A 26,214-nucleotide genomic window follows, 5' to 3' on the forward strand; every position below is an offset into this window, starting at 1 on the left:
CGCCATGGGGGTCTATGGAATCGATCTGGGCACAACGAATTCGGCAATTGCGGCAATTGACGCAGATGGCCGGCCGCAGGTCTTGGTCGGATTGAAGGGGGAACCGACCGTTCCCTCCGTTGTGCTGTTCGCCTCCGCGACCGACCATGTGGTCGGCGAAGGCGCGCGCCGGCAGGCCCGGCTCGACCCCGACAATGTGTGCACCCTGGTGAAGCGCCGCATGGGCGACGCCGAGTGGCGGTTCGGCGCGCACGGGCAGCTGTGGTCCGCGCCCGCGGTGTCGGCGCTCATCCTGAAAAGCCTTGCCGCCGATGCCGAGTTCTCCGGTGGTGAACCGGTGCGGCGTGCGGTCATCACGGTGCCCGCCTACTTCGGTGACGAGGAGCGCCGCGCCACCATCCAGGCCGGAACCTACGCCGGATTCGATGTGGCGGGTGTGCTCTCGGAGCCGATCGCGGCCGCGCTGTCCTACGGATTCGGGCGCCTGGACGGCGGTATCGACCTCGGCAAGGAACCCACGCGCGAGACCGTGCTGGTCTACGACCTCGGCGGCGGCACCTTCGACGCCACCGTCATCGAACTGGCCGACCGCCGCATCTCGGTGCTCGCGGTGGAAGGTGACCATCAGCTCGGCGGCGCCGACTGGGACGAGCGGCTGGCGCTGTACCTGTCGCAGCAGTTCTGCGCGGCCAACCCGGATGCCGAAGACCCCCTGGACGATTCGGTCGGCTCCCAGCTGCTGGTGCTGGCCGCCGAACAGGCCAAACAGGAGCTCACCACCGCCGAGGCCACCGAGGTGGTGATCGCGCACGACGGCGCGCGGGCGGTGATCCCGCTGACCCGCTCCGATCTGGAATCGCTGACCGCCTCGCTCATGCGGCGCACCCTGGACCTGACCAAAGCCGTGCTGGCCGCCGCCGAGAAGCGCGGGGTGCGGCAGGTGGACCGGCTGCTGCTGGTCGGCGGCTCCTCGCGCATGCCGATGGTGGCCGAACAGCTACAGAAGGAATTCGGGCTCACCGGCGAACTGCGCGACCCCGACCTGTCGGTGGCCCGCGGCGCCGCGCTGTACGGCGAGAAGCTGGAGATGGAGCGGCTGGTGGCCGCGGACCTGCTGACCCGCGGGCGGCTCCGCGACGGAGCGCCGCTCGGTGACGCCGATCCCGGCGACCTGGAGGGCTCGCTGGTGCGGGTGGCAGCGTCCTTCGGCCAGCCGGTGAGCCTGGTGCGCCGCATGATCGAGATCCAGGTCGACACCGTGGTGTCGCGCGGGTTCGGGGTGCTGGCGCTGGATCCGTTCAACGGGCTGGCGGCGAGCTGGCTGGTGCACCGCAACCAGACGCTGCCGATCAAGGTGCGGCGCTCCTACGGCACGGTGCGCGCGAACCAGGAGCAGATCGAGCTGACCATCGTCGAGCAGCAGGGGCAGGCCGCCTCGACCCGGCCCGAGGACACAAAGGTGCTGGTGGAGGGCAGGATTCGCGATATTCCGCCGGGGTATCCGGAGGGTAGTGAAGTCCGGGTGACCTTCGAGATGGGATTCGACGGTGTACTGCACGTGACGGCCTACCATGTGGACGCCGATCTGCCGCTGACCTTGTCGGTGCAGACCGGGGCCACCCTGTCGCAGGCGGATGTGGAGCGCGAGCTGGATCAGCTGCAGCGCACCCGCCGCCGCAATTCCTGACCGGTATACGCTGTCCGACGAAAAGCCATGCACGCCTTCGATCCCAATGACTATCGCAAACGCGTCCTCGCCGCCGTCGAACGCCGCGGCGGCCTCGCGGAGTCGGATGCCTTCGAGCTGTACGACATTCCGCTCACCGACGCGTCCCGGCTGAGTGACGCCGACGTCGCCGCGCGCGTCGAGCAGGTGTGGGCGCTGTGGCAGAAGCTGCGCGACCACCCCAAGTTCCGGGTGCTGGCCGGGTTGCTGGTCGAGGCGCATCAGGAACTGTCCGAGCCGCTGCTGCACACCGGTTCCCGGCTGATCGAGGCCGACCGGGTCAAGCAGTTGCGCGACCGTCGTGACGCCGAACGCTACGAGATGCTCGATGCCGCCATCGAGCGGCTGATCCAGCGGCACCACGGCATTCCCGCCGGGAAGATCGCGGGCCTCGAGGACATCGGCCGCCTGGGTGGGCTGACGGTCGCCGAGGTCGCCGCCCGGGTGCGCCGCCACCGCATCATCGACGAGGCCCCCGCCGCGCCGCCGCCCCCGGCCGCGCCCGCGCTGAGTACCGAGCGTCGCCGCCAGATCCGGTCGCTGCTGGCCGAATACGAGCGGCTCCTCGCCGGTGACCCGGTGCCCACCCTGCTGTCGCTGCTCGACATGGACTTCTCGGCGGCCCACCGCAGCAACGAGATCCGCCTGCGCGCCGAGGCCCTGCGCGCCCGCACCCGCGAGCTCCCGCCCGGCCGCCTGCGCGTGGTCCTCGACGAACTCCTCATCCACATCGGCGACCTGCTCGAGCCGGGCGGCCCGCTGGTCGACGCCTACCTGCTGACCATCACCGAGACCGTCACCGACCAGCTGCGCCCGCAGGTCCGCGCGGCTGTGCTCGTCGAAGACCTCCTGGTCGCACCGGATTTCGACTACCTGCTGGGCGTGGCCATCGCCGGCGGTCTCGACCGTGCCAACGCCGAACGCATCCTCATCGGCCTCGCCGATGAACTCGGCACCACCGTCGAGGGCCGCGAGCACCTCGCGTCCCCGCCTCGAACCGCGGGTGCGGCGCAGTCCGGCAACCCCGCGACATCGTCGGCCCACTCGACGCCGACGTCCGGTCGCGGCGCGTCGGGCGAGCCCTCGGCGGGAAACACTGGGGCACACGGTGATCCGAGCTCGGGTGCCACGGCATCGGCGGGCGGCGCGGCCGGAACCGCCGGCGGGCAAGGGCCCTCGGGCGGTGGCGTGCCGCTGCGCGGCGGCGCGGACTCCTCGCGAGCTCCGGAGCCCGAGCACTGGCAGCGGAGGCCCTACGACGACACGAACCAGTCGGGGCGGCCGTGGGAGGCCGCGTTGCGGGCGGCGCGGGCCTCGCTGCGGGCCGGAAAGCCCAAGGAGGCGGCGGCTTTCATCGCCGACGCCCGGCGACTGGTCGGCGATGACGCGGCGGCCGCGCGTTCGGTGCGCGCGGTGGGGGAGGACGTCGAGCGGGTGCTCGCCGAGGCGGTCGTGCACTGGCGGGCCGCCGTGTCCTGCTGTGCGGGGCGGCGATTCGTGGAGGCGCTGGCCGAGCACCTGGACTTCCTGGACCGGCGAGCCGCCGATGTCGCGAATCCGGATCCGCGCGGCGCGAGCCGGGAACTGCTGATCGGCCGGGCGCGGGCCGCCGTGGTCGAGGCGGGCCGCCTATTCGAGGCCCTCCCCGCCGATCCCGGCCTGCGCATGCAGGCGGTGCGCGAAGTCCTCGAGGTCTGCGCCGACCACGCCGAGGCCCGCGCGGCCCTGGCCGAACTCCGCGTCGCCGCGCCCGAACACGTCACCGTCAGCCGCAAACCGGACGGCACGGTCGTCATTACCTGGACCCCGTCCACCACCGATCAGGCCGAGTACCGCATCACCCGGCTGCTCGCGGACGGTTCCTGGCGCGTGGTCGGCCGCACCCGCGGCGTCGCGATGGAGGACGGCGGCGCGCCCGCCGGACCGGTACCGGTGTACGGCGTGGTCGCCTCCATCTCGGGACGAGCCTCGGACATGACCCGCTCGGACCGGACCGCCGGGGCCGGCACGCCCACCGCCGCGGGTCCCGATCCCACCGGCCTGCCGACCGTGCGCGGCCTCGCCGAGCGCAATGGCCTGCTGGTCTTCCAGTGGCCGACCGGTATCACCGAGGTCATGGTGGTGGCCCGCGCCGACGCCCCGCCCATCACCCCCGACGATCCTCAGGCGCAGCGCTGGAAGGTCACCAATATGCGCTACGAGATCGAGGGCGGCGTCCGCATTCCCGCCGAGATCCCGCGCCCCTGCCATGTGGCGGTGGCGTCGTGTCGCCGGGAGCCGTCCGGAACCCTCACCGTCGCGGCCGGATTCGGTGCCGCGGCTCGCCTTCGCTGGGTGCGGTGACGTCGGTTTCTCCCGCGCATGGGAATCTGGTGGAGGCCGGGATGGTTGCTGCCAGGACGGTCGTGAACAGGAAGGCGGAACCGGGTGATTCCGAAGTTGATGGCGGTGAGCGACATCCATGTCGGTCATCAGGGCAACAAGCCGGTGGTCGAGGCGATCCACGCGGATTCCCCCGAGGACTGGCTGATCCTGGCCGGTGACGTCGGCGAGAAGACCGATGACATCCGCTGGGCCCTGCAGACGTTGCGCGGCCGCTTCGCCAAGGTCATCTGGGTGCCCGGCAATCACGAATTGTGGACCACCGCAAAGGATCCCGTGCAGATGCACGGCGCGGCCCGCTACGACTACCTGGTGTCGCTGTGCCGCGATCTGGACGTCGTCACCCCGGAGGACCCGTTCCCGGTGTGGGAGGGCGCGGGCGCGGAGGAGTTCGGCGGCGCGGTCACCCTGGCCCCGCTGTTCATGCTCTACGACTACTCGTGGCTGCCGGAGGGCGCCAAGACCAAGGCCGAGGGCCTGGCCATCGCCCGCGACCGCAATGTGGTGGCGACCGACGAGTTCCTGCTGTCGGCCGAGCCGTACCTGACGCGCGACGCCTGGTGTCACGCCCGCGTCCAGTACACCCAGCGCCGCCTCGACGCGCTGCCCACGGACACGCCGCTGGTCCTGATCAACCACTTCCCGTTGCTGCGCAAGCCGGTCGACATGATGTGGTACCCGGAGTTCTCCCTGTGGTGCGGCACCGACCTGACCGCGGACTGGCACACCAGCTACAACGTGGTCTGCGCCGTCTACGGCCACCTCCACATTCCGCGCACCACCTGGTACGACGGCGTCCGCTTCGAGGAGGTGTCGCTCGGCTACCCGCGCGAGTGGCAGCGCCGCGGCCTGCCCGACAAGCTGCTGCGTCAGATCCTGCCGGTCCCCGACTACGGCGACACCCTCAACGAGTGGGGCGGCCACTTCAAGATCACCCCGGAGATGCAGGCGGCCGCGGTGAAGATGAAGGAGCAGGCCGAGCGCCGTCGCGGCCTGGTCTGATCCGTCGCGGCCTGCCGGGCCGGGTCGCGGAGGTCCGCGCGAAGCGGTCGGTGACCGGCCTGCCCGGTAGGCTCGATGCGGCAGTTGGTGGAAGCGAGCAGGAGGCGGGTCATCGAGGAGCGGGCAGTCGCGGCGACGGAGTCGGCGCGCATACTCGGCAGAATTCTCCCGAGCGGGGTCGCGGCGGCCGAGCTGACGGCCTACCCGGAGGATCTGAAACCGCATCCCGGCGAGGAGCATCTGATCGCTCGCGCGGTCGAGAAGCGCCGCCGTGATTTCATCGGTGCCCGCTATTGCGCCCGCCAGGCCCTGACCCAGCTGGGTGAGCCCGCCGTCGCCATCGGCAAGGGCGGCACCGGCGAACCGGTGTTCCCGCGCGGCATCGTCGGCAGCCTCACCCATTGCGACGGCTATCGCGCCGCGGCTCTGGGCCACAAGCTCCGTTTCCGCTCGATCGGGATCGACGCCGAACCGCACGGTCAGCTGCCCGACGGGGTCCTGGATTCGGTCAGCCTCGAGCCCGAACGCGAGTGGCTCTCCGCCGTGCTCCCCGGCACCGGCCTGCACCTGGACCGGCTGCTGTTCTGCGCCAAGGAGGCCACCTACAAGGCGTGGTTCCCCCTGACCGGCCTGTGGCTCGGCTTCGAGGACGCCCACATCACCTTCACCGTGGACGAGGAGTCGGCCGGCGGCGGCGCGGGCACCTTCCACAGCGATCTTCTGATCCCCGGCCCCGTCACCGACGGCGGCACCCCGCTGACCTCGTTCGACGGCCGCTGGGTCGTCAGCGACGGCCTCATCCTCACCGCGATCGTGACGGCCTGATGGGCGAGGAATCGATCGTGGTCGGCGCGGCGGAGAACGGTGAGGCCGCGCCGGCGGCCCGGGGCGGTGCGAAGCGTCGCGGCCAGCCCGGTCCCAAGCGGGAGAAGCTGCCGCCGTTGGTGGATGCCTTCGGCGGTCTGCTGATCGTCGACAAGGAGGGCGGCTGGACCAGTCACGACGTGGTCGCCAAGAGCCGAAGGCTGTTGCGCACCAAGAAGGTCGGTCACGCGGGCACCCTCGACCCGATGGCCACCGGTGTGCTGGTGCTGGGCGTGGAGCGCGCCACCAAGCTGCTCGGCCAGCTCATCCTGACCACCAAGTCGTACACGGCCACCATCCGCCTGGGTCAGTCCACCATCACCGACGACGCCGAGGGCGAGGTCACCGCGACCACGGCGGCCGGGCACCTCGCCGACGCCGAGATCGCCGCGCGCGTAGCCGAATTGACCGGTGATATCCAGCAGGTCCCCGCCACCGTCAGCGCCATCAAGGTCAACGGCGAGCGCGCCTACGCCCGTGCCCGCGCCGGCGAGGAGGTGGAATTGGCGGCCCGCCCGGTCACCGTCAGCCGCTTCGAAATCCTGGCCCGCCGCGACATCGACACCGGCGACACCCATTTCGTCGATCTCGACGTCGCCGTGGACTGCTCCTCGGGCACCTATATTCGCGCCCTGGCCCGCGACCTCGGTGAAAAGCTGGGTGTGGGCGGCCATCTCACGGCTCTGCGTCGCACCGCGGTCGGCCCCTTCACCCTCGACCACGCCCGTACGCTGGCCCAGGTCGAGGCCGCCGCCGAGGCCGGAGAACCGGTTCTCAATCTGGACATCGACGCCGCGGTCCTCACCGCTTTCCCGGTCCGCGACATCACCGACGACCAGGCGAACGACCTCCGCAACGGCCGCTGGCTCGAACCGGTCGGTATCCCAGGCGTTTACGCGGCCCTGGACCCCGCCGGCCACGCCATCGCCCTCCTCCAGGAGTCCGGCAAACGCGCCTCCTCCGTCATGGTCGTCCGACCGGCCAACCTCTGACACTGCCCAACCTCTGACCTGTTGCCGCCCAATCGCTTACCGGCGTGAGCGATCGGGCGGCACCATGGAAGGGTCGTCCGGCCGTGCAGAGGAGGCGAACATGCCCACCGACCTCTCCCTCGATTCCATGAAGCAGTTCGTAGCGGATCATTTCGAGCAGTTCGTCAACCGGCGCAACGCCGCCGTCATCCATCGCAATATGACCCCCGATTTCCTCGATCACGACGGTCCCGGCGGGAAACCCACCGACCTGATCGGTGACGAGAAGATGATGCTCGGCATGTACGAGTCGCTGCCGGGCCTGCACGTCACCGTGGTCGACATGCTCGCCGAGGGCGACAAGGTCATGTGCCGCAATATCTGGCGCTGGACCGACAAGGCGACCGGTCAGCCCATGACCTTCCAAGGTTTCGTCCTCTGGCGCTTCCAAGGCCGCCGCATCGCCGAACGCTGGGCGACCGTCACCGCGCCCGCACCCCACGCGGGCTGGGCGTGAGCCGGGCCGCTCGGGGATCGTGGGCGGCCCGGTCGTGGACCAGCGCGCGCCGTACAGACCTTGTGGTCTGTCGGTCGGCGCGGTCTGTCGCGCTACCGGCTCACGGGGCTCGCCGCCTACAGTTCAGTGGTGGAATTGCGGCAGTTACGGTACTTCGTGGCGGTGGCGGAGGAACTGCACTTTCGGCGGGCAGCCGAGCGCTTGTTCATCTCCACGCCGACGCTCAGCCAGCAGATCCGCGCCGTCGAGCGCGAGGTCGGCGGGCCGCTGCTGATTCGCGGCAATCACGGGGTGGAGTTGACGGCCGCCGGCGAGGTGCTGCTGGCGACGGCGCGAAATGTGTTGGAGGCGGCCGAGAACGCGCTGAGCCAGACACGCGCGGTCGCCCAGCCGGGCAATGCGGTGTTCCGGCTCGGCATCGTGAACGGCGCGCCCGCCTGGCTGCCCGGCCGGATCGAGGCGCTGTTGAAGGCGCGACAACCCGGAGTGCGGGTCGTGCTCACCACCGGCACGAGCGGCGATCAGGCGCGGCTGCTCGATCGCGACCAGGTCGATCTGGCCGTGGTGCGGCTACCGGTGCGACTTGCCGAGCACCTGACGTCCACGCCGATCGCCGACGAGGAACTCGGCATCGTCATGTCGCGCGAAAACCCGCTCGCCACAGCGTGTTCGGTGACCGCCGAATGCATCGGCAGCCACGAGCTCATCATGTTCGCGCGCGACGCCGCCCCCGAGGTACACGACTCGGTGCTGGCCCAGTTGCGTGATCGCGGGGCGTCGGTCGTGCTCAGTGACAGCGCCATGAGTCACGCGCAGATGCTGCAACTGCTGCCCCTGCGCCCCGAAGCCATCGGGGTCGGCTCGTCGCGCACCGCGTCGGTTCCCGGGCTGGTGTGGCGTCCACTGGACCCGCGGCCGCTGATGATCACCTACGCCGCCGCCTGGCGGGCCGCCACCCGAAACCCTCTGCTGCACACCATGGCCGACGTGCTCGCCGGTGGCCTGCGCCTCACCTCGGAGCGTTCGGAGGGCTGAGCGCCGGACTGATTCCGACCGGTCTCGACACCGCCGAGCTCCGATCATGTCGTTCGGCTATTGACTTCTGATGTGACCCGGATCACACTCCTAACTGTGTTAGGCGAAACTACGCGCGATAGGAAAGCCGAACGCCGTGAGGCGACTCGGCGGGAGATTCTCGATGTCGCGTGGTCGGTGGCCCGCGAGCACGGGCTGGCACAGCTCACGCTGCGGGCCGTGGCCGATCGGGTCGGGATGCGCGCGCCCTCGCTCTACACCCATTTCGCCTCCAAGCACGCCATCTACGACGCCATGTTCGGTTCGGCCTGGCTGGAGTACGAGGAGGTCTCCGGGCGGGAGCTGCGGCGCCTGCCGGACTCCCCGCGGGGCCGGGTGCGGGCCATGGCGCGATCGTTCTTCGAGTTCTCGGTGGCGGACCTGGCCCGCTACCAGCTGATGAATCAGCGCACGATCCCCGGCTTCGTACCGTCCGAGGAGGCGTTCGCGCCCTCGGTGCGGACCGTCCAGCAGGCGATCGACCTGCTGGGGTCGGCCGGGGTCGTGGACCGCGACGACGTGGAGATCCTCTTCGCCATCATCGGTGGCCTGGTGGATCAGCAGCTGGCCAATGATCCCGGCGGCGACACCCGTCGCCGCCTGCTGGATCGGGCCGTGGAGATGTGGGCCGACGGCGTGGGCCTGCCGCCGGACTCCGAAACATTGGGGCCCGAACCGCATTAGGGGAAGCCATGCGTGACAACCAGACCACCGTGCGCGGCGCCGTCGAGACGCCGCTGCAGCCCGGAATCGCCCGCCCGGACGCGATGCGTCTGGCGGCCGACGAATACGCCAGAGTCGCCGACGCGGTCGCCGCTCTCGCCCCGGGCGACTGGGAACGGCCCACCGAATGCACGGAATGGACCGTGCGCCAACTGGTCTCGCACATCGTGGGAATGGCCGCCATGGCCTCCTCGCCCTTCGAGAGCCGCCGCCAGATGCGCATCGCCGACAAACGGCTGGGAGGGGAAGCCGAAATGGTCGACGCGCTCACCGCCCTGCAGGTCCGCGAATTCGGCCGGCGCACACCGGCGGAGCTGGTGACCGACCTCCGCCGGATCGGCCCCAAGGCCGCCACGGGCCGCCGCCGCACGCCCGGATTCCTGCGCCGCCGCGCGATGGGCGGCACCGAGCTGGTCAACGGCGAGCGCGAACATTGGACCCTCGGCTACCTCATCGACGTCATTCTGACCCGCGACCCGTGGATGCACCGCATCGACCTCAGCCGCGCGACCGGCCGCCCGCTCGCCCTCACCGCCGACCACGACGGCCGCATCGTCGACGACGTGGTGCGCGAATGGGCTGCCCGCCATGGCAAGCCGTACCGCCTCACCCTCACCGGACCCGCCGGCGGCGACTGGTCGTCGCCCGGCGGCGGCGACGCCTTCGAACTCGACGCGATCGAGTTCTGCCGTGCCCTGTCGGGCCGCGGCTCCCTCGACGCTCCGCTCGGCACCCAAGTCCCGTTCTGATCATTCCCCGAGACCGAGGCCGTATCCGACCACTTCAGGAGTCGCCATGAACATTCATTCGATCACCCCCGACGTGACGGTGCTGAGCGACGCCATCGAGGCGCCGGGCCTCGGTTTCGTCCCGGCCAACGCCTACGTGCTGCACGCCGCCGAACCGGTCGTCATCGACACCGGATTGAGCACCCCCGGAAAGGATTTCGTCACCGACCTGGCTCGCGTCCTCGATCCCGCCGACGTGCGCTGGATCTGGCTCACCCACCCGGACCGCGATCACACCGGAGGCCTGTGGCGGCTCCTCGACGCCGCCCCGCACGCCCGGCTGGTCACCACCTTCATCGGAATGGGCCTCATGTCCTGCGAGTGGGAGATGCCCATGGACCGCATCTACTTCCTCAACCCCGGTGAGCACCTCGACGTCGGCGACCGCCGACTGACGGGCGTCCGGCCGCCGTTGTTCGACAACCCGGCCACCGTAGGCGTTTTCGACACCGGTTCCGGCGCGTTCTTCAGCTCCGACTGCTTCGGCGCGCCCCTGCCCACCGCCGAACTGGCGACCTCCGCCGACGCTCGCGCCCTCGGCGACCTGAACCCGGCCCAACTGCTGTGGGCATCGGTCGACAGCCCCTGGATCCACCTGGTCGATACCGAAAAGTATCTGTCCACAGTCGATCCCATCCGCCGACTCGATCCCTCGGGCGTCTACAGCACCCACCTGCCCCCGGCCCTGGGCATGAACGATCGCCTCTTCGACATGGCGGTGACGGCCCCCGGCGCACCGGCCTTCGTCGGACCGGATCAACGCGCGCTGCAGGCCATGCTTGCCCAATTCGAGCCCGCCGCGTATCAGTGACCGTGTCAGTCGGCCGTCACCGCCCTGCACGCGGCGTGAATTCGCTACGCCGCCTCGCCATGCCGCACCGACCAGCCAGGTCGGTACGGCGTGCCGGTATGGTTCCGGTGATCAATCCGGGAGGACCTACGGCATGGCGCAGCTTCACCATCAGATCGACGAAATAACCGATGAATCAGGGTTTCTCGGCCTCGTCGACCCTCACGCCTACACCTCGTTCGTCGGCGAGGACTGGACGTTGGAGAGCTTGTTCGAACACATCGAATCAGCGCTGCCCCAGCAGTCCATCCTGCTCTGGGGAACCGGCGGCGAGGAGCAGTGGCGAATCGACCTCTCGGATTCGCCTGTGGATCCCCGACTCCCGATCATCAGGCAAACCGCCGGCCCCATCACCGTGACCGGCGGCGAGCTGGTCGTCGTCAACCTCGACACGGTCACCATGGCCGCCCAGTACGCCGATTCCGCCGTGGACGACGACAAGGAAATCTACGGCTCCAGCATCGAACTCCCCAACGGCGACTACATCTGCACCATCACCCAACTCACCGACCCCGAAGAAGACCGGACCCACGACGGGCCCGACTTCCACCTCCACCTGCACGCCGGCCGCATCGCCCCCTGGTCCGAGATCGCCTGGTCCGAACTCTGACCTCCTGCCGTCGGCGCACCGGAATCGGTTGTCCGACTAGGTGGTCGGCGTTCCGGCCGGTGCCCTGCGGTCCGGGAGGTCTGCGTAGTCGGGCAGTTCGATGCCGTTGATCGCGCGGTCGATCAGCTCGAGGTCCCACTCGGGTTCGGCGCTCGGCTCGGAGTCGGGTGCGGGGGCGGTGAGGCTGTGCGCGTGCAGCCGCCCGATTTCCTGGTTGGCTTCGACGAACGAACGCATGCGGGCCTCGTAGGCGGTGAACCCGGCCTCGGGATCCCATCCGGCCGCGGCCAACTCGCCGGCCAACAGGTAGGCGCCGACCAGGGCCAGACCGGTGCCCTGCCCGGACATCGGTGAGGAGCTGAACGCCGCGTCGCCGAGCAGGCCGACGCGTCCGGTCGACCAGCGGTCCATGATCACCTGGGCGACCTGGTCGAGGTAGAAGTCCGGGGTGTCGTCGAGGTGCGCGAGGATGCGCGGGGTCAGCCAGCCCATACCGGACATTCGCTCGCGCAGCAGGCGTTTCTGGGCCTCGATGTCGCGATAGTCGACGTCGAGATCGGCTGCGGTGAAGGAGAAGATGGCCATCGCGCGGGTGGCGTCCTGGATGGGTCGCAGGCCGGCGGAACGCCCGGGCTGCTGGCAGTCGATCAGCCAGCGATCCAGCTCGAACTCGTTCGGGACGCTGTAGAACGCCAGCGCCAGCCCGAGATGACGGACGAAGCGCTCATGCGGCCCGAAGACCATCTCCCGCAATGACGAATGCAGTCCGTCCGCCCCGATCACCAGGTCGAACCGCCGCCGGTCGCCGCTCTCGAAGGTCACGTCGACCCCGTCCGCGTCCTGGGTGAGCTCGGCGATCCGGTCGCCGAAGATGTAGTCGACACCGTCGCGGGTGTCGTCGTGGAGCACCTGCGACAGATCCCCGCGCAGGATCTCGATGTCCGCGATGTACCCGTCGCCGCCGTCGTCCTCCGCGCGGAACGTCTCCAGCACTGTCCCGTCCGCGTCCACGGTGTACGCGCCCGCGGTCTCGGTGCGCGCCGCGCGCACTTCCGTGTCCAGCCCCATGCGCCGGATGACCTCCTTGGCCACCCCGCGCGCATCGACCGCCTGCCCGCCCGGTCGCAGTCCGGATGCCCGCTCCACCACCGTCACCGCGGCGCCCCGCCGATACAACCAGTGGGCCAACGCGGGTCCCGCGATACTCGCCCCCGCCACCAACACCGTCGTTCCGCTCACTGCGCCTCCCGCTCGCTCGGCCGGACCACTGCCCGGATCGATTGCTTCTGCCCCGGCCCACCGCTGTCGGTGTATCCAGAGGTGTCGACGACGTGTGCCTCCGGAATTCATCGGTCAGCCCAGCCCGAATTCTCGACGCCACCCGATCACTGCCGCGGATTCCCGCGGCGACCTGTCAGCGCTTCGAGCACCGCGTGGACGCGCTCGTCGAGCGGGCAGGTCAGCTCGAGAACGGGCACGCCTTGGAGTAGTTCCATGGCGTCGGCGTAAACCAGTTCCAGCAGAGCATCGTTCACGCTCCGGCGGAGCCGGGTCAGCTCCGGCGCGGGTAGTGCACGTTCGGTCTCCGCGGTGATCGGAACGATCACCAGCAGATCGAGGGAGGCCAGCGCGGTGCGTATCGCGGATTCGTCGATCCCGGCTTCGGGATCGACGCCGACGGCCGCCAGGTAAGCGAGGAAGTCGAGTGGTGTCCTGTCGAATACCGCGGCGGGTGCGCGATCACCGAGCAGACGCGTCGCGCAGCGCAACTGCACCCGATAGTCCTCGGCCACAGGTGGATACGCGAATTCGTATCCTTGCTCCTCGAGCAGTACGTACGGTTCCTCGACCGCCGTGTGCCGGGGTTCCAATCGCGCACACAGCTCTTCGACCAAGGTCGTCTTGCCGGTCCCGTGTGGTCCGGAAACTCCGATACGCAACTCCGCCCCTTCCCATGCCTGATCACTACTATGCGTCCTCCAAGGAATCGTGCGAAGGTCGCCACATGAAGATCGGTGTCGCACTTCCGCAGATGGCTCCCGGCTACGGACCGGGTACGACGCTCGACTGGGCCCGGCGCATCGACGCGGGCCCGTTTTCGAGCGTCTCGGTGGGCGAGAGGGTGACGTTCTCCAACCCCGAGATGGTCGCGACGCTGGGCGCCTGCGCGGCGGTGACCGAGCGGGTGCAGGTCTTGGCGAACCTCTTCGTGCTTCCACAGCACCCGACCGCGATGGTCGCCCAACAGATCGGCACCCTCGACCAGCTCTCGAACGGCCGCCTCGAGGTGGCCGTCGGCGTCGGCGGTCGTGAGCACGACTACCGCGCTCTCGGCGCTGAGTTCAAGGGACGGCACCAGCAGCTCGACGACAAGGTCGCCGAGTTGAAGTCACTGCTCGCCGGCGAGCCGCCATTCGAGGGTGCGGACCCGGTCGGCCCGGCGTGCGTGCAGCCGGGCGGACCGATCATCCTCGCCGGCGCGATGGGTCCGAAGGCGATGCGCCGGGCGGCGCGATGGGCCGACGGCATCTCCGGCTTCAGCGTCGCGGGCAATGCCGAAGAGATCGCCAAGGCGGGCGAGCTCGCCGACCGGTGCTGGGCCGAGGCCGGTCGTGCGACGACCCCGCGCAAGGTCAGCGGCTGCTTCACCGCCCTGGGCGTCGCCGACGCGCCGGAGGCGCTGCGCTCCTTCACCGCTCGCTACCTCGGTTTCCTCGGACCCCAGCTGGCCGAGGCGGTCGCCGCCTCGACGCGGGCGTCGAGCCCCGAGGTGCTCGCCGACATTCTCGACGGTGCGGAGCGGGCCGGCTGCGACGAGTTCATCCTGGTCCCGGCCGTCACCGACCCGAAATTCCTCGAGGTGGCGACCGAGGTGGTGGCAGCACGGCACTGACGGTCAGGGAACAGGAGCTATTCGGTGGCGCTCGGGTCGGCTCGTGCGTCGTTGACGGTGTTGGCGTAGTCGATCTCGGCCATGTGATCCTCCGCCCAGGTGCGCAATGCCGCCAACGGGATCTCCAGGGACAAGCCCAATTCGGTGAGCCGGTAGTGCACGCGCGGCGGCACTGTCGGCTCCACTCGGCGGATGACCAGACCGTCCCGGACCAGATTGTGCAGGGTCACCGACAGCATCTTCTGGGATACACCGGGCATCCGCCGCCGCAACTCGGCGAACCGCACCTCGCCCGGGGCGGCCTGCGCGAGGACCTTGACCGCCATCGACGTCCATTTCGTTCCGATGCGGTCCAGCAACTGGCGTGTCGGGCATTGGCGATCGAACAGATCACCGCGATCCGGTGCCTTCGCATGCGCTGATCGAGTAGTCACCTGGACCTCACCACCTGTGTTCAAAGTGCCTTCTTGGCAGGGCAACTGAGGTTACCTACCGTTTTCTGGTAACCAAAGGTAACCACCAGGAGGTTGGGATGTCCCGCACGTCGCCGCCCCGTACCGCGTCCATCGAGCTGCGCCGGATCGAGACCAACGGCATCCGCGCCAATGTCGCCATTGCCGGCTCCGGTCCCGCAGTCGTTCTGCTGCACGGCTTTCCACACACCTGGCGAGTCTGGAGCGAGATCATCGGCCCGCTGTCCGCGCACTACCGGGTCATCGCCCCGGACCTCCGCGGGTTCGGCGCCACCACCCGCGCGCCGGACGGCTACGACGCCGGCACGCTGGCCGCCGATCTCGCCGGAATCCTCGATGCGCTGGGCGAACCCACCGCCGCCGTGGTCGCGATCGATGCCGGCACCCCCGTCGCGGTCCTGCTCGCCCTGCGCCACCCCGCCCGAGTGCGACGGCTGGTGGTCATGGAGGCACTGCTGGGCAGTCTTCCCGGCGCCGAGGACTTCCTCGCCGCGGGCCCGCCATGGTGGTTCGGATTCCACGCCGTCCCCGATCTCGCCGAAACGGTCCTGCTCGGCCACGAGGCGCGCTACATCGAATGGTTCCTCACCACCGGCACCCGCGGCCGAGGCGTGCGCACAGATATCCACGAAGCATTCACCAACGCCTACACCGGAGCCGACGCCCTACGCTGCGCCTTCTCCTACTACCGCGCCCTTCCGACCACAGCCCACCAACTCGCTCGAGCCGCAGCATCCAACCGCCTCACCACCCCCACCCTCGCCATCGGCTCCCACCCCGTCGGCGCCGCCCTGGAACAGCAACTCCGCCCCATCACCGATAACCTCGCAGGCCACCTCATTCCAGACTGCGGCCACATCATCCCGCTGGACAGGCCACACGCCCTGCTCGACCTCCTGATCCCCTTCCTCGCCGCCGAACGACCCGTCCAGCCACGCAACCATGTCAGTGGACACCCCGACCGGCCGTAGCGGACGTTATGCACCGCACCAGGTTCCGGCCGCTGGCGCCCCGACTGGCCGATTCTGTCAGTGCGGTATGCGGCAAGGTCGTGCGTTTCCCACGCGGTGCCGACAAGGCGATGCAGCATCCGGATTTCGTTGTGCTGCAGGGCCTTCAAGCTTCGACCCCAACGACGTAGTGAAACGTGTTCTAGCGTCGATGTGTATCGTGGCGATACAGAACGTGACAGGGGGCGTGTGGGATGTCGAATGCCGTTGACTTGGCGACTGGATTCTTTGAATCTCTCGAGGGTGGGTTCGCTGCACTCGAAACAGCACGAGGACCGTGGAGACCCGACTCCATCGGCGGCCAAGCCCTGACCGCGCTCGCGGCTCGGGAACTGGAACGACACTGTCCGATCGAGTCGGCCGGATGCCGTCTAACCCTCGACTTCATCAGACCCACCACCTTCGACGCGATCCAAGCCCGGACCGAAATCATCCGATCGAGCACGCGACTGGCGCTCCTGCATCTGGACCTGGTCCAGTCCGATCACGTCGTTGTCCGAGCATCAGCGCTATTCGTGCGCCCGTTGGAGGCGGACCAAGCCGACGGCAACGCCTGGACACCCGCCCCGGACTTCTCCCGTCCCGGCATCGTTGCGGATCCGGCGGTGCCAACCACATCGGCCTCGATGATCAGCAGCGCGGGATACCCCGACGACTGGTCGGCCGACTTCGCCGACCACCGAAACAACGCCCGCAAACGGATGTGGACCGCGACGATGATTCCCGCCATCGCGGGCGAGAAAGCAACCCCCTTCACTCGCGTCGCCACTCTGGCCGAGGCCACGAGTTTCGTCACCAACTGGAGCGAGGACGGCGTGCCTTTCATCAACGCCGATGTCACTCTGAACCTTTGCCGGATGCCTGAATCCGATGGTTTGGGTCTGGAATCGAACGGTCAGCACGCGGCGGCCGGTGTCGCCGTCGGTTCCGCCACGCTCTATGACGAATTCGGCGTCCTCGGAGTTTCGTCCGTCACCGCAGTGGCCAACACCCACCGGCGGGTTCACTTCTAGAACCAACGCGAGATGCGCCGGAGTCACGCTCATCGGAATAGCGGACATTCTGAACCGCACCAGGTTCTTGGCCGAGGCCCGCCTCTTGCTGGTTCGGTTACCTACGTTCAACCGGCCGGCATCCAGAAAGCCTGGGCCGCAGCTTGTCTCAACGCCGCATGACACCAACCACGGAAAGTCACGGAATTCTTCTCATGAAGGTTCACCATCTGAACTGCGGCACTATGTCCGACGTTGGTCTGTCACGTGTTACTGAGATTGCCTCGACAGCCTGTGCGGCTACCTCCGGTCATACCGGCGCGACGACCAGGAAGTCCGTTCCGCGATCACCCGGGTGATCGCAACGCACCTGCAACCGAACGGCAAGACAGACTGGGCTGCGCACAACCTCGAGTTGCGTGGCGCAATCCTCGAAGATGCCTGGTAGAGACTCTGCTGAGCCCCCTCCGATATTCGGGTGGGGGCTCAGTCTTTCGCCGGCCTCGCGCGCTGGGTGAGGTTTCCCGGTATCTGGGTATTGACCTGCCGGGGGTTTCTCGTGCATGTCGTGATTTGGCCCGGGGTGCATGAGCCCCGGGCTCGGTGCCGGGATGCGCCGTTGGGTCAGGATGCGCTGCCGGTTCCCTTTGCGCGCGGGGTGAATCCGTTCAGTCCACCGGTCGGCTTGATCATTTGCAGGTCGGCGGGCAGGTGGGCGTTGGCCAGTGCAGCGAGTGAGGCCGTCGACGATGAGGTGATGGAGCCCATGGTGGCGAACATTCTGCCGTCGGGAGCGACCGCGATGATGCCCTCGGAGGTGTCGGTTGCGTAGGCGAGGTCTCGGCGTCCCTTGCCGGATGTGGGATCGATCTCGACGATCGCGGACTTGATTGGGGCGGAGACCTGGTGCCCCATGGCTGGGACTTCGTAGCCGTAGAAGACCGGGACCAGCACGGCGCCGTTCACGACGGTGGGGTTTCCGTTACCGCGCACGATGGGCTTTCCGTAGGTGTCGTTGACCGGGAGGGCGGCGGCAGCTTGCGCGGACAGATCGGCGTCCCAGAGCTTGGTGCCGGTGTCGCTGAACGCGGTCAGCACTCCCGGGTTGGTGAGCACGTAGATCGATCCGTTGGGCGCCACGGAGAATGCGGCGGCGGTGCCGTCCGAGGGCGCCGTCCAGATGGTTTTGCCGGTCTTGGTGTCGAAGGCGTAGACGACGCCGGCGTCGTCACAGGTGTAAACGCGCCTCGCGTCGGGCGAGAGGACGGGGCTCGATCCGCTTCCTGGCCCCATTTCGGTGGCGAAGGCGATCTTGACTTCCCCCTGTTTCTGGCCTCGTGGAGGGGTCACGTCGAGACCGTAGAGTGCGCCCCGACCTTCGTTCGCGGCGGTGGCGGCGATGAATACACGGCCCGTTTTCGAATCGATTGCAGGGGTGTTGGCGCTGCGGACGATACTGCCCAAGATGATTTGATAGATGGGGTCGATGATGGCGGGGTCCATGAGCCCGTTCGACCACAGGCTCGGTGACATGGGTTGCGCCGTCGACCGTGCGGCAATGGTTCCGGGTAGCTGGAACACCGGGGCGCGAAGGGCTCCTGTGGCGCGGTCGGCGACTACGACCTGACCGAATGCCGTCGTCCCCATCACCGCACCGTCTTTGGTGAAGATCGCGGTGACGAAGGGGTTGATGGAGCGGGAGCCGGCCGCGAAGGGGTTGGGTGTGGGGGCCGGCGGAAGGTCGATGACCCATCGGACCCGGCCGTCGCTCGAGTACGACCACAGCTGGTCGGAATCGCTGATGAAGATATCGCCGTTCTCGTCGACGATCGGGCTCGAGATCACGGCCCCGGAATCGACGCCGGCCTTTCCGTTCCATGGTTGCGAGTCCCACACGGTCGCACCGTTGCGGTCGAGCATGTGGAGGTTCGCGTTGCCTTCGGCCTTTCCCGTGGTGACGACGATGTTGCCGTTCGGCGCGATCACCGGGGCGGTCAACAGCGTCGCTCCCTCGAGTGCGGTCCAGCGGGAGTAGTCCGCCGCCGGCGTCGCGCTCATTTGCTCGCGACGGTTACCGGCGTCGCCGTGCAGGGTGACCCAGCCGGTGTCGGCGTAGGGAAGCGGGCGGTTGCCGACGCCTGCGTCTGATGACCCGGCGCCGACCACTGTGAGAAGTGATGCCGCGGCGATGACGGCGAGGGAACTCATGCCGTGCTTGAGCATGCAGTCGCACCTTTCCTACTAATAGTTAGTATTAACGATCGGGGAAGGTACCATAGCCCGCATGTCTTCTGGAGAGCATTCGACGAGAGACAAGCTCCTCGACGTTGCCGAGCAGCTATTCGCCGAAAGAGGGGTGGACGCGACCCTGATCGGTGACATCGTCCAGGGGGCGGGGCAACGCAACCCGTCAGCGTTGCGCTACCACTTCGGTTCCCGGGACGGTGTCCTGCAGGCAATCCTCAGCATGCACCTGGGCGCGGTGGAGCAACGGCGAGCGCAGCTGCTCGCCCAGTGGCCCGAGCCTGGTCCAGGTACCGCGCGCGACGCGGTGGTGTTGATCGTCGCCCCTCTCACCGAAGAGCTCGAAAGTGCATCGGGCCGGCATTATCTGCAGATCCTCGGTCAGATGATCCATCGGTTCGATCAGGCGCAGATGGACTACATCTCGGTGAGCTACCCGAGCATGGCGCGTGCAGTGAGGCTGATGGGTCAGACAATCGATCACCTACCCGACCCGGTGGTGGAAGAGCGTGTGCGGACGGTCCTGCGACTGACGACATCGATGCTGTCGGCTCGCGCACGCGATCTGGCCAAGGGTGGTGAATTACCGCTCAGCGCGAGGGCGTTCGAACAGAACCTCCTGGCGATGGCAACCGCGTCCCTGACCGCGCCGGACAGGGACGACGAAACCCGGGAAGAGGGCTCCGTCTCGGGTGGTCAGGCATCACCGAGGTCAGCCGCTGCAGCTGGACTCGGCACCTGATACTCATGCGGTTGTCAGGCCGTTGAGCTTCCACTGGAACGGTGCGGCAGCTTCGAGTTGCATGCTCATCGGCATAGTCGGTAGCCCGCGGGCAAACCGATACGGTGTGCGCTGTCCGGTCCGGTCAGCGCGGTATGCGGCAGATTGGTGCGCTTGTGGAGATCTGATCTGCCAGCGACCGTGTCGATGTGCTGAGCTTTGCAGCAGCCTTCGGTATCGCATCGCCAATAGAGCAAGAAGGCGCGCTGGCAGAGGCGATGCTCAGCTCGGGTCTCCTCCAGGCTCGTCGGCGCGGCCAGTTCGTTCCGGCACCCGCCCGGGCTGGTGACCTGCCGCTTTCCATGGCCGGGTCAACCCTCGAAAAACTCGAGCGGGCCAACCCATCGTTCGATTCATCAAAGGCCACAGTCGATCCCGACAGCACGTGTCCTCATGGCCAGCCGGCTCAGAGCAGCACTCGCTGGTGGCCACGTCGGTAGCCAGCCGGTCAAAACCAGTCGTCTGGCAAGGTTGCCAGAAGCCGCCCCGCTGCGGTCGTGATCACCAGGCCAGGCCGGCGACGGAGTGGGACTGTGAACACGTCGGCGGCCATCAGGTCGAGCAGTAGGACGAAATGCAGGGCCAAGGGCGGTTCGTCCTGCGGCTCACCGTCCGCGTCCAGGCGCAGGTTTACCTGCCACGCCGCCTGGCAGAGCACCTCGACGAACAAGCCCAGATACTCGGCCGACAGCAGGAGATCGGCGTGGTCGATCAGAACCGCGACATCGCGGTCACCGTGCCAAGGACCATGGAGATCCTTCAGGCAGTCGGCCAGAGCATCCCAGTTGTGGCCGAAGTAGCTGGGGAAGTACAGATCTCGGGCAAACGTACGGAAGAGCTCGAACGGCTCCATCAATTCCCGAGCATCCAGACGAATCACGATCCCGTCCTGTGCACCGAGCGCCGCGAGTTCGGTTGCCACCCAGGGGTCGGCGGCAGCGGACACGACAACCCAGGGCGAGCGGCGTTCAACGAGTGTCGGGGCATCCACGGCGAGAATCTTCGCACTGTGCAGATCCCAACCCTTCGGCAAGATCTCCGCATCGCCGAACCCGGTCGATCCAACTGGGACACCCAACCGGTGCTTCACCGAACCTGACGCACCGGGTCATCGTTGCTCGGCATCCGCGCTTTCGCCCCAGAGGGCGTGCAACGCCGAGTTGCCGATCTGTCGAAGCGCCTCGCGGCTGCGCCCGGCGGCGGCCTGGACGGCGATGCCGTCGGAGATGGTGTGCACAAGTGCGGCGAGGACCGCTGGATCGTGATGGGACGGGAGGTCTGTGGCCTGCTCGAGCCGCCTGCGTAGTGCCGTCTCACCAGCTTGGCGTACCTTCACGGCGTCCTCGTGGGGGGCGTGAGCGTCGGGGGCGCAGGCTTGAACGGTTTTGACGCACAGGCAACCTGGGGGCGTGGTGTCGCCCGCGGTCAGGTCGATGGCTCCGTGGATCAGTCGCTCGACGACCTCGCGGCCGGTGGGCGCGTCCAACGCGTCGGTGGCGTAGGCGCCGGGGCCCTCGAGGTAGCGGGCGAGGACTTTGGAGAACAGTTCCTCCTTGTTACCGAAGGCCGCGTAGAGGCTCGGCTTGTTGATGCCCATCGCGGTGGTGAGGTCGGTCAGCGATGTGCCCTCATAGCCGTTGCGCCAGAACACTTCCAGTGCGCGGTCGAGTGCGGCGTCCGGGTCGAACGAGCGTGGGCGTCCTCCAGGCATGCCTTCCTCCGTGCTCCGTCCAAGTTTTTTACCTATCGGTACATTACCCCTTGCGCGCAGACGTCGAGCCCCTTAGTTTCATACCGAAAGGTACACAACTAAGGAGTGTCATCCATGATCCGAGTCGGAGTCGTCGGGGCCGGCGGTTGGGCGGACAGCTCCCACCTACCCGCACTCACCGCGCTCGAACAATTCGACGTGACCGCGGTCGCGACCACCAACCAGGACAGCGCAACCCGGGCAGCTGCCGCACACGGCGTACCGCACGCCTTCTCCGACGCCTACGAGCTCGCCGCGCACCCCGAGGTCGACCTGGTCGTCGTATCGGTCAAAGCCTCCGGGCACGCCGCCGTGATCAAAGCGGCGCTGAAGGCCGGGAAACACGTTGTGTCCGAATGGCCACTGGGCATCGACGATGACGAAGCGGGCGAGCTGACCGCAGCTGCCACTGCCGCGGGCGTCGTGCACGCGGTCGTCCTGCAAGGCCACCACTCCCCGAGCGCCCGCTTCACCGCGGACCTGCTCGCCGACGGCCGAATCGGCACGCTCGAAACGGTCGTGCTGACCGCCGACGGCGCCCCATGGGGCGGGAGTCGAATTCGGCCGAGCCTGGTGTTCGGCCTCGACTCTGCCGAGGGAACCAACATCCTGACCATCATGGCCGGTCATTTCCTGGCCACACTCGAACGGGTCACGGGCCCGCTTGTCGAAGTCACCGCACTGCTGCCCCGCACACACGATCACGTACTGGTAGCCGGGACCGACCGCAGGGTACCCAACACCACGCCCAGCCATGTACTACTGCACGGACTGCTCGCCGGCGGCGCCACCGCGTCGGTTGCCATCCACGGCGGCAACGGACCCGCCTCAGAAGGGTTCCAGCTCAAACTGATCGGCAGCGACGGCGTACTGACCGCCACCCCCGTCGAACCCGGCGCCTTCATTCATTGGAGCGATTGGGACATCCGAATCGACAACGAGACCCTCGCCGTGCCCGAGACCTACCGAACGGCCCCCGCCGACGTCGGATACGGCCCGCCCGCCAACATCGCGTCCCTCTACCAGGAAGTCGCCCAAGCCATCTCCGAAGCCCGGCAACCACATCCCAGCTTCGAGACCGCCCTGCGCCACCACCGACTCCTCGCCGCCATCGAGCAGTCCGCAACCGACGGAGTCGCCCGCCGGGTCTCGTAGCCGACCCGTGCCCAGCGGCCATGCGCGCCTCGGCATGTGCGTGCACTATGGCCGAACACGCCGCCTTCACCGTCGCCACCGGCGTCCCCGTCTACGTCTGCGACCCCAAAAGGCCCTGGCTGCGCGGCAGCAACGACAACACCAACGGCCTTGTCCGCCAATACCTTCCCCGCCACCTCGACTTACGCGCCTACAGTCACCTGGATGCCATCGCCGACGAACTCAACGGCCGGCCTCGACAAACCCTCGGATTCCGCACACCATCAGAAGCACTCGACGAAGTGTTGCGATGACCGCCTGAGCCAGCCAGTCGATGCCGAATCCGAAGACCAGGGCTACTGTCGGCTGCGCCGCGGGTGGACTACTCGAAAGCCAAGCGCGAACTCGGCTACGAGCCGCACTCGATGGAGCAGTCTGTCCGCGATTTCGTCGCTTTCCTCATCAAGTCCGGTCAGCTGGACCGATAGGTCCGCCGCAACAGCCGACGGGCCAGGTGTCGCTTGCGCGGCGGCGGTAGGGGCGGGCCGAAGTGCGGGACGGGGTGCGGCTGGTACGCGACCTGCGCTGTAGTGCAGTGATGTGTAGTGGCGGGTGGGAGTCCTAGCCTGGTGGCGTGTTGGCCTTGGCGAAGCTGAAGTGCTGCCGTAGAGCCGTCGCGATTTGTGTGGGTGCCTCGAGCATCGGGATGTGTCCGACGCCAGGCAGTGCGACCTCGCGGATGTGGTTGGGGAGGTGGTCGAGGATCTGGCGAATGCGCGGTGCGTGGTTGGGGTAGATGTCGAACTCGGAGAGCATGATCGAGGTTGGTGCACGGACCTGGTCGAGGTCGACGACGAGACCGTCACGCGCGAACGCCAGCATCGAGGACAAGTATGTCGGGCAGTACGCGATGGCGCGCACCATGTCCGCAGCGTCGTCGGGGTCGACCGCGGTCAGGTCGTGAGCGCTGTTGGCCAGCACCGGTTTCTGAAAACGTGGATCAGTGGCCACTCGGTCGCCGAACATGCGGGTCGCGAGGACGAGGCGAAATTGCAGGGTGAACAAGAGGCCGACACGGATTCCGTTGGTGTCGAACCGCTTCGCTCCGATGCCGGAGTTGATCGCGGCCACTGAGCGTGCACGCCCACGGCGTTCGAGCTCGAAGGCGATATGTCCGCCGAGTGAGTTCCCGACGATATGGCAGGTTTCCCAGCCGATGGCGTCGAGCTGGCGCTCGATGCCATCGGCGATCCCGCGCACACCTCCGTCGTGCTTGGACAGGGGTGATCCGCCCCAGTGGCCGGGCAGGGTTGGCGCGAGAATGTCGTACTCGGCCGACAACTCGGTCGCCGTGGCACGCCATACATGGTGCGACAGGGTGAACCCGTGCAGCAGTAGTACCGGTTCGCCGGCACCTTCCCGAACGAATGCTGACATCAATTTCCCCCGAAATCTGCTGCGGTGCAGGCTCATACGCACCGTAGACCATGAGTAGCACTCTGAGATTGCACTGTCCAGATCGGTGCACGCTGACACCGGTCGAGTCAGAATTCATCTCATGAAGGTTCACCATCTGAACTGCGGCACCATGTCCGCACCCAACGCGACGCTGGTCTGTCATGTGCTGCTGATCGAAACCGACGAAGGACTCGTGCTCGTGGACAGCGGCTTCGGGCTGCTGGATATCGCCGATCCCGTGGGGCGGGTCGGGGTGGAGCGCATGTTGATTCGGCCGGTGCTGGATCCCAGTGAGGCCGCGGTGCATCAGATTCGGGCGCTCGGGTTCGAGCCCGAGGACGTCCGGCACGTGATCGCCACCCACCTCGATTCCGACCATGTCGGCGGGCTCGCCGATTTTCCGCACGCCACACTGCATCTCACCGCGGCCGAGGCACTCGCCATGCGCCGGCCGACCGAGGGGGATCGACTCCGGTTCAATCCGATGCTGTGGGAGCACGATCCGACGATCGTCGAGTACCGGCCGGAGGGGGAGAGCTGGCGTGGATTCACGGCCCAGGAGCTGACCGATATCAGCCCCGGCATCGTGATGATCCCCATGCCCGGCCACACCCGCGGCCACACCGCGATCGCGGTCGATGCCGGACACCGCTGGGTCATGCACTGCGGTGATGCCTTCCTGCACCCGGGCGCCGTGGATGGTCGCTCCCCGGTGCCGGAGATGCTTGCCGCCGCGGAAAACATGCTCGCCCACGACCGCGAGCTGGTCCGGAACAATCACGCGCGCCTGGCCGACCTCTATCGATCGAGTGGCCCGGACCTGCTGATGGTGTGCTCGCATGATCCCGAAATGTTCGAGCGGGCCACGGCCACCGCGTGATTCGATGCGCGCCGGTCGCGCCTAGACTCGCTCGAGATAGAAGTAGGCGTACCGGCCGTTGTCGAGGGCGTTCTTGCCGTCCATGATGCCCATGACGGCGTCGTCGTCGATCTTCTTGAAATGGTCGTGAACGGGCTGGCCGTCGAACACCATCGTCGCGGTGACCTCGCCACGGAATTCCTCCATCCAGAGGCTGCCTTCGCCGTTCTCGGTGTTCGAATACTTGTTGCCGTCGGCGTCCACGCAGATCAGAGGCTGCACGTCGGTGGCCGAATGGAAGGTCTTGCCGAACCAGTTGATCTGGGCCAGCGTTCCGTTCTCTCGATGGCCGGTGTCGAACTCGCCACCCTCCCATTCACCGATCATGAAGTCGACGGTCGCGGGCTCCAGCGTGGCCCAGAACTCGTCGAGGTCGGCGTCGGGGATGAGGAATCGCCGTGGTCCGGTCACCAGACGCTGTCCGGCGCGCTTCTTGAGCTCGGAGAATTTCTTGCGGGCCGGATCGTCGCTCACGGTGCTCTCCCATCCAACGGCGGAGGCTCGCATTCACGATACCGCCGTGCGTTGGAGCAATCTACCGGCAAACTCGTGGCCTGGCCGAAGCCAAGCCGGACATGCGGCTGAGATGCCAATACGCGGTTGAACTCGGCCGAGCTCGCCGCCGAAGATGGCTTGATGCAGGGCATACGCTTCGTGCGCCGGGTGGACGGGTTGACCTACGAGTTCGTCCGCGACGGGGACGCATACGGTTACCCGTCATACAAGCGAGTCGACCTCGACATCCGGTGCCTGCGCCTGCCCGATTTCGGATGGGCGGTGTGCACGTCGGAGGGCGCAGTGTCGAGTCGCCCGTTCGACGATGCCGGGCGGGGTGCCCTTCCGCCCGAAGGAGTCTGGGTGAGCTTCAAGGGAGATCGCTCGTTCGTCTACGACCTGGTCTATCCCACTGCTCCGGTGGCGGCGGACTCCGAAGGCATATAGGACACCACATTCCGGGCGCAGTGGCAGAGTCCGCCGGTGGCCGGTCCGAACAGCCTTGTAAGCGGCATGAGAGCTCACTTCGGTCAGCCAAAGTGAGCTGCTGCCGGTGCG

General features: G+C 67.7%; 26 protein-coding genes and 1 pseudogene. 19 read left to right on the forward strand and 8 right to left on the reverse strand.

Going from position 1 to position 26,214, the window contains the following annotated elements; translation table 11 throughout:
- Positions 1-4 precede the first annotated feature (4 nt).
- The 11 genes from ABZ382_RS24940 to ABZ382_RS24990 all read left to right on the forward strand — a co-directional run bounded on the left by ABZ382_RS24940 (position 5) and on the right by ABZ382_RS24990 (position 11,507).
- The gene (locus tag ABZ382_RS24940) at positions 5-1,687 is read left to right on the forward strand and encodes an Hsp70 family protein (protein WP_357093145.1); all 1,683 of its coding nucleotides are present in this window, start codon (positions 5-7) and stop codon (positions 1,685-1,687) included.
- 27 nt (positions 1,688-1,714) lie between these two features.
- The gene (locus tag ABZ382_RS24945; protein ID WP_357093148.1) at positions 1,715-4,069 is read left to right on the forward strand and encodes an Ig-like domain repeat protein; all 2,355 of its coding nucleotides are present in this window, start codon (positions 1,715-1,717) and stop codon (positions 4,067-4,069) included.
- Positions 4,070-4,153: 84 nt separating this feature from the next.
- Complete coding sequence (locus tag ABZ382_RS24950) at positions 4,154-5,110, forward strand: metallophosphoesterase (protein ID WP_357093151.1); 957 nt, start codon at positions 4,154-4,156, stop codon at positions 5,108-5,110.
- 150 nt (positions 5,111-5,260) lie between these two features.
- Positions 5,261-5,935, forward strand: a complete 675-nt coding sequence (npt, locus tag ABZ382_RS24955) for a 4'-phosphopantetheinyl transferase Npt (RefSeq protein WP_357093401.1) — start codon at positions 5,261-5,263, stop codon at positions 5,933-5,935.
- On the forward strand, positions 5,935-6,966 hold the full coding sequence (gene truB, locus ABZ382_RS24960; protein WP_357093154.1) for a tRNA pseudouridine(55) synthase TruB: 1,032 nt from the start codon (positions 5,935-5,937) through the stop codon (positions 6,964-6,966). The genes npt and truB overlap by 1 nt, the downstream gene beginning before the upstream one ends.
- Before the next feature lie 100 nt (positions 6,967-7,066).
- Positions 7,067-7,462 (forward strand): ester cyclase, encoded by a 396-nt coding sequence (locus ABZ382_RS24965; RefSeq protein ID WP_357093156.1) that lies wholly within the window; start codon positions 7,067-7,069, stop codon positions 7,460-7,462.
- 129 nt (positions 7,463-7,591) lie between these two features.
- A complete protein-coding gene (locus tag ABZ382_RS24970; protein WP_357093159.1) occupies positions 7,592-8,497 on the forward strand; it encodes a LysR family transcriptional regulator in 906 nt (301 codons plus the stop codon).
- A gap of 96 nt (positions 8,498-8,593) precedes the next feature.
- Complete coding sequence (locus ABZ382_RS24975) at positions 8,594-9,220, forward strand: TetR/AcrR family transcriptional regulator (RefSeq protein WP_357093162.1); 627 nt, start codon at positions 8,594-8,596, stop codon at positions 9,218-9,220.
- An 8-nt stretch (positions 9,221-9,228) separates the two neighbouring features.
- Positions 9,229-10,008, forward strand: a complete 780-nt coding sequence (locus ABZ382_RS24980; RefSeq protein WP_357093165.1) for a maleylpyruvate isomerase family mycothiol-dependent enzyme — start codon at positions 9,229-9,231, stop codon at positions 10,006-10,008.
- A gap of 46 nt (positions 10,009-10,054) precedes the next feature.
- A complete protein-coding gene (locus tag ABZ382_RS24985) occupies positions 10,055-10,858 on the forward strand; it encodes an MBL fold metallo-hydrolase (RefSeq protein WP_357093168.1) in 804 nt (267 codons plus the stop codon).
- A 133-nt stretch (positions 10,859-10,991) separates the two neighbouring features.
- Complete coding sequence (locus ABZ382_RS24990; RefSeq protein WP_357093171.1) at positions 10,992-11,507, forward strand: hypothetical protein; 516 nt, start codon at positions 10,992-10,994, stop codon at positions 11,505-11,507.
- Positions 11,508-11,543: 36 nt separating this feature from the next.
- Here the strand turns inward: ABZ382_RS24990 and ABZ382_RS24995 are convergent, their stop codons facing one another.
- The gene (locus ABZ382_RS24995) at positions 11,544-12,746 is read right to left on the reverse strand and encodes an FAD-dependent monooxygenase (RefSeq protein ID WP_357093174.1); all 1,203 of its coding nucleotides are present in this window, start codon (positions 12,744-12,746) and stop codon (positions 11,544-11,546) included.
- A gap of 146 nt (positions 12,747-12,892) precedes the next feature.
- Positions 12,893-13,447 carry an AAA family ATPase gene (locus ABZ382_RS25000; protein WP_357093177.1) on the reverse strand — a complete coding sequence of 185 codons (555 nt, stop codon included), beginning with the start codon at positions 13,445-13,447 and terminating at the stop codon, positions 12,893-12,895.
- A 65-nt stretch (positions 13,448-13,512) separates the two neighbouring features.
- Here ABZ382_RS25000 and ABZ382_RS25005 point away from each other — a divergent pair, with 65 nt between their 5' ends.
- Complete coding sequence (locus ABZ382_RS25005) at positions 13,513-14,400, forward strand: LLM class flavin-dependent oxidoreductase (RefSeq protein WP_357093180.1); 888 nt, start codon at positions 13,513-13,515, stop codon at positions 14,398-14,400.
- A gap of 17 nt (positions 14,401-14,417) precedes the next feature.
- Here ABZ382_RS25005 and ABZ382_RS25010 read toward each other — a convergent pair whose 3' ends face one another.
- Positions 14,418-14,834, reverse strand: coding sequence for a helix-turn-helix domain-containing protein (locus ABZ382_RS25010; protein WP_357093183.1), 417 nt, complete (start codon positions 14,832-14,834; stop codon positions 14,418-14,420).
- A gap of 98 nt (positions 14,835-14,932) precedes the next feature.
- Here ABZ382_RS25010 and ABZ382_RS25015 point away from each other — a divergent pair, with 98 nt between their 5' ends.
- Both ABZ382_RS25015 and ABZ382_RS25020 read left to right on the forward strand, forming a co-directional pair.
- Entirely contained in the window at positions 14,933-15,844 is a 912-nt protein-coding gene (locus ABZ382_RS25015; protein ID WP_357093185.1) for an alpha/beta hydrolase, read from the forward strand.
- A 233-nt stretch (positions 15,845-16,077) separates the two neighbouring features.
- Positions 16,078-16,896, forward strand: coding sequence for an acyl-CoA thioesterase domain-containing protein (locus ABZ382_RS25020; RefSeq protein WP_357093188.1), 819 nt, complete (start codon positions 16,078-16,080; stop codon positions 16,894-16,896).
- 603 nt (positions 16,897-17,499) lie between these two features.
- Here ABZ382_RS25020 and ABZ382_RS25025 read toward each other — a convergent pair.
- Positions 17,500-19,098, reverse strand: coding sequence for a PQQ-binding-like beta-propeller repeat protein (locus ABZ382_RS25025; RefSeq protein WP_357093191.1), 1,599 nt, complete (start codon positions 19,096-19,098; stop codon positions 17,500-17,502).
- Between the two features lie 61 nt (positions 19,099-19,159).
- Here ABZ382_RS25025 and ABZ382_RS25030 point away from each other — a divergent pair, with 61 nt between their 5' ends.
- The gene (locus tag ABZ382_RS25030) at positions 19,160-19,861 is read left to right on the forward strand and encodes a helix-turn-helix domain-containing protein (RefSeq protein ID WP_357093195.1); all 702 of its coding nucleotides are present in this window, start codon (positions 19,160-19,162) and stop codon (positions 19,859-19,861) included.
- A gap of 487 nt (positions 19,862-20,348) precedes the next feature.
- On the opposite strand, the gene ABZ382_RS25035 is transcribed toward ABZ382_RS25030, so the two are convergent.
- Together ABZ382_RS25035 and ABZ382_RS25040 are read right to left on the reverse strand one after the other, a co-directional pair.
- Positions 20,349-20,990, reverse strand: a complete 642-nt coding sequence (locus ABZ382_RS25035) for a barstar family protein (RefSeq protein WP_357093198.1) — start codon at positions 20,988-20,990, stop codon at positions 20,349-20,351.
- A gap of 18 nt (positions 20,991-21,008) precedes the next feature.
- Positions 21,009-21,611, reverse strand: a complete 603-nt coding sequence (locus ABZ382_RS25040; protein WP_357093200.1) for a TetR/AcrR family transcriptional regulator — start codon at positions 21,609-21,611, stop codon at positions 21,009-21,011.
- A 114-nt stretch (positions 21,612-21,725) separates the two neighbouring features.
- Here ABZ382_RS25040 and ABZ382_RS25045 point away from each other — a divergent pair, with 114 nt between their 5' ends.
- Together ABZ382_RS25045 and ABZ382_RS25050 are read left to right on the forward strand one after the other, a co-directional pair.
- Positions 21,726-22,805, forward strand: a complete 1,080-nt coding sequence (locus ABZ382_RS25045; RefSeq protein ID WP_357093202.1) for a Gfo/Idh/MocA family oxidoreductase — start codon at positions 21,726-21,728, stop codon at positions 22,803-22,805.
- 47 nt (positions 22,806-22,852) lie between these two features.
- A pseudogene (locus tag ABZ382_RS25050) lies at positions 22,853-23,098 on the forward strand (IS30 family transposase); the annotation flags it as partial.
- A gap of 307 nt (positions 23,099-23,405) precedes the next feature.
- Here the strand turns inward: ABZ382_RS25050 and ABZ382_RS25055 are convergent.
- Positions 23,406-24,257, reverse strand: coding sequence for an alpha/beta hydrolase (locus tag ABZ382_RS25055; RefSeq protein WP_357093206.1), 852 nt, complete (start codon positions 24,255-24,257; stop codon positions 23,406-23,408).
- Positions 24,258-24,342: 85 nt separating this feature from the next.
- Here ABZ382_RS25055 and ABZ382_RS25060 point away from each other — a divergent pair, with 85 nt between their 5' ends.
- Positions 24,343-25,122 carry an MBL fold metallo-hydrolase gene (locus ABZ382_RS25060; RefSeq protein ID WP_357093207.1) on the forward strand — a complete coding sequence of 260 codons (780 nt, stop codon included), beginning with the start codon at positions 24,343-24,345 and terminating at the stop codon, positions 25,120-25,122.
- A gap of 21 nt (positions 25,123-25,143) precedes the next feature.
- On the opposite strand, the gene ABZ382_RS25065 is transcribed toward ABZ382_RS25060, so the two are convergent.
- Positions 25,144-25,668: a DUF4334 domain-containing protein gene (locus ABZ382_RS25065; RefSeq protein WP_357093210.1), complete on the reverse strand. Its 525-nt coding sequence runs from the start codon at positions 25,666-25,668 to the stop codon at positions 25,144-25,146.
- A gap of 93 nt (positions 25,669-25,761) precedes the next feature.
- Here ABZ382_RS25065 and ABZ382_RS25070 point away from each other — a divergent pair, with 93 nt between their 5' ends.
- The gene (locus ABZ382_RS25070; RefSeq protein WP_357093213.1) at positions 25,762-26,103 is read left to right on the forward strand and encodes a hypothetical protein; all 342 of its coding nucleotides are present in this window, start codon (positions 25,762-25,764) and stop codon (positions 26,101-26,103) included.
- Positions 26,104-26,214: the final 111 nt, after the last annotated feature.

This window comes from Nocardia sp. NPDC005825 (assembly GCF_040630175.1).
Lineage (GTDB): Bacteria > Actinomycetota > Actinomycetes > Mycobacteriales > Mycobacteriaceae > Nocardia.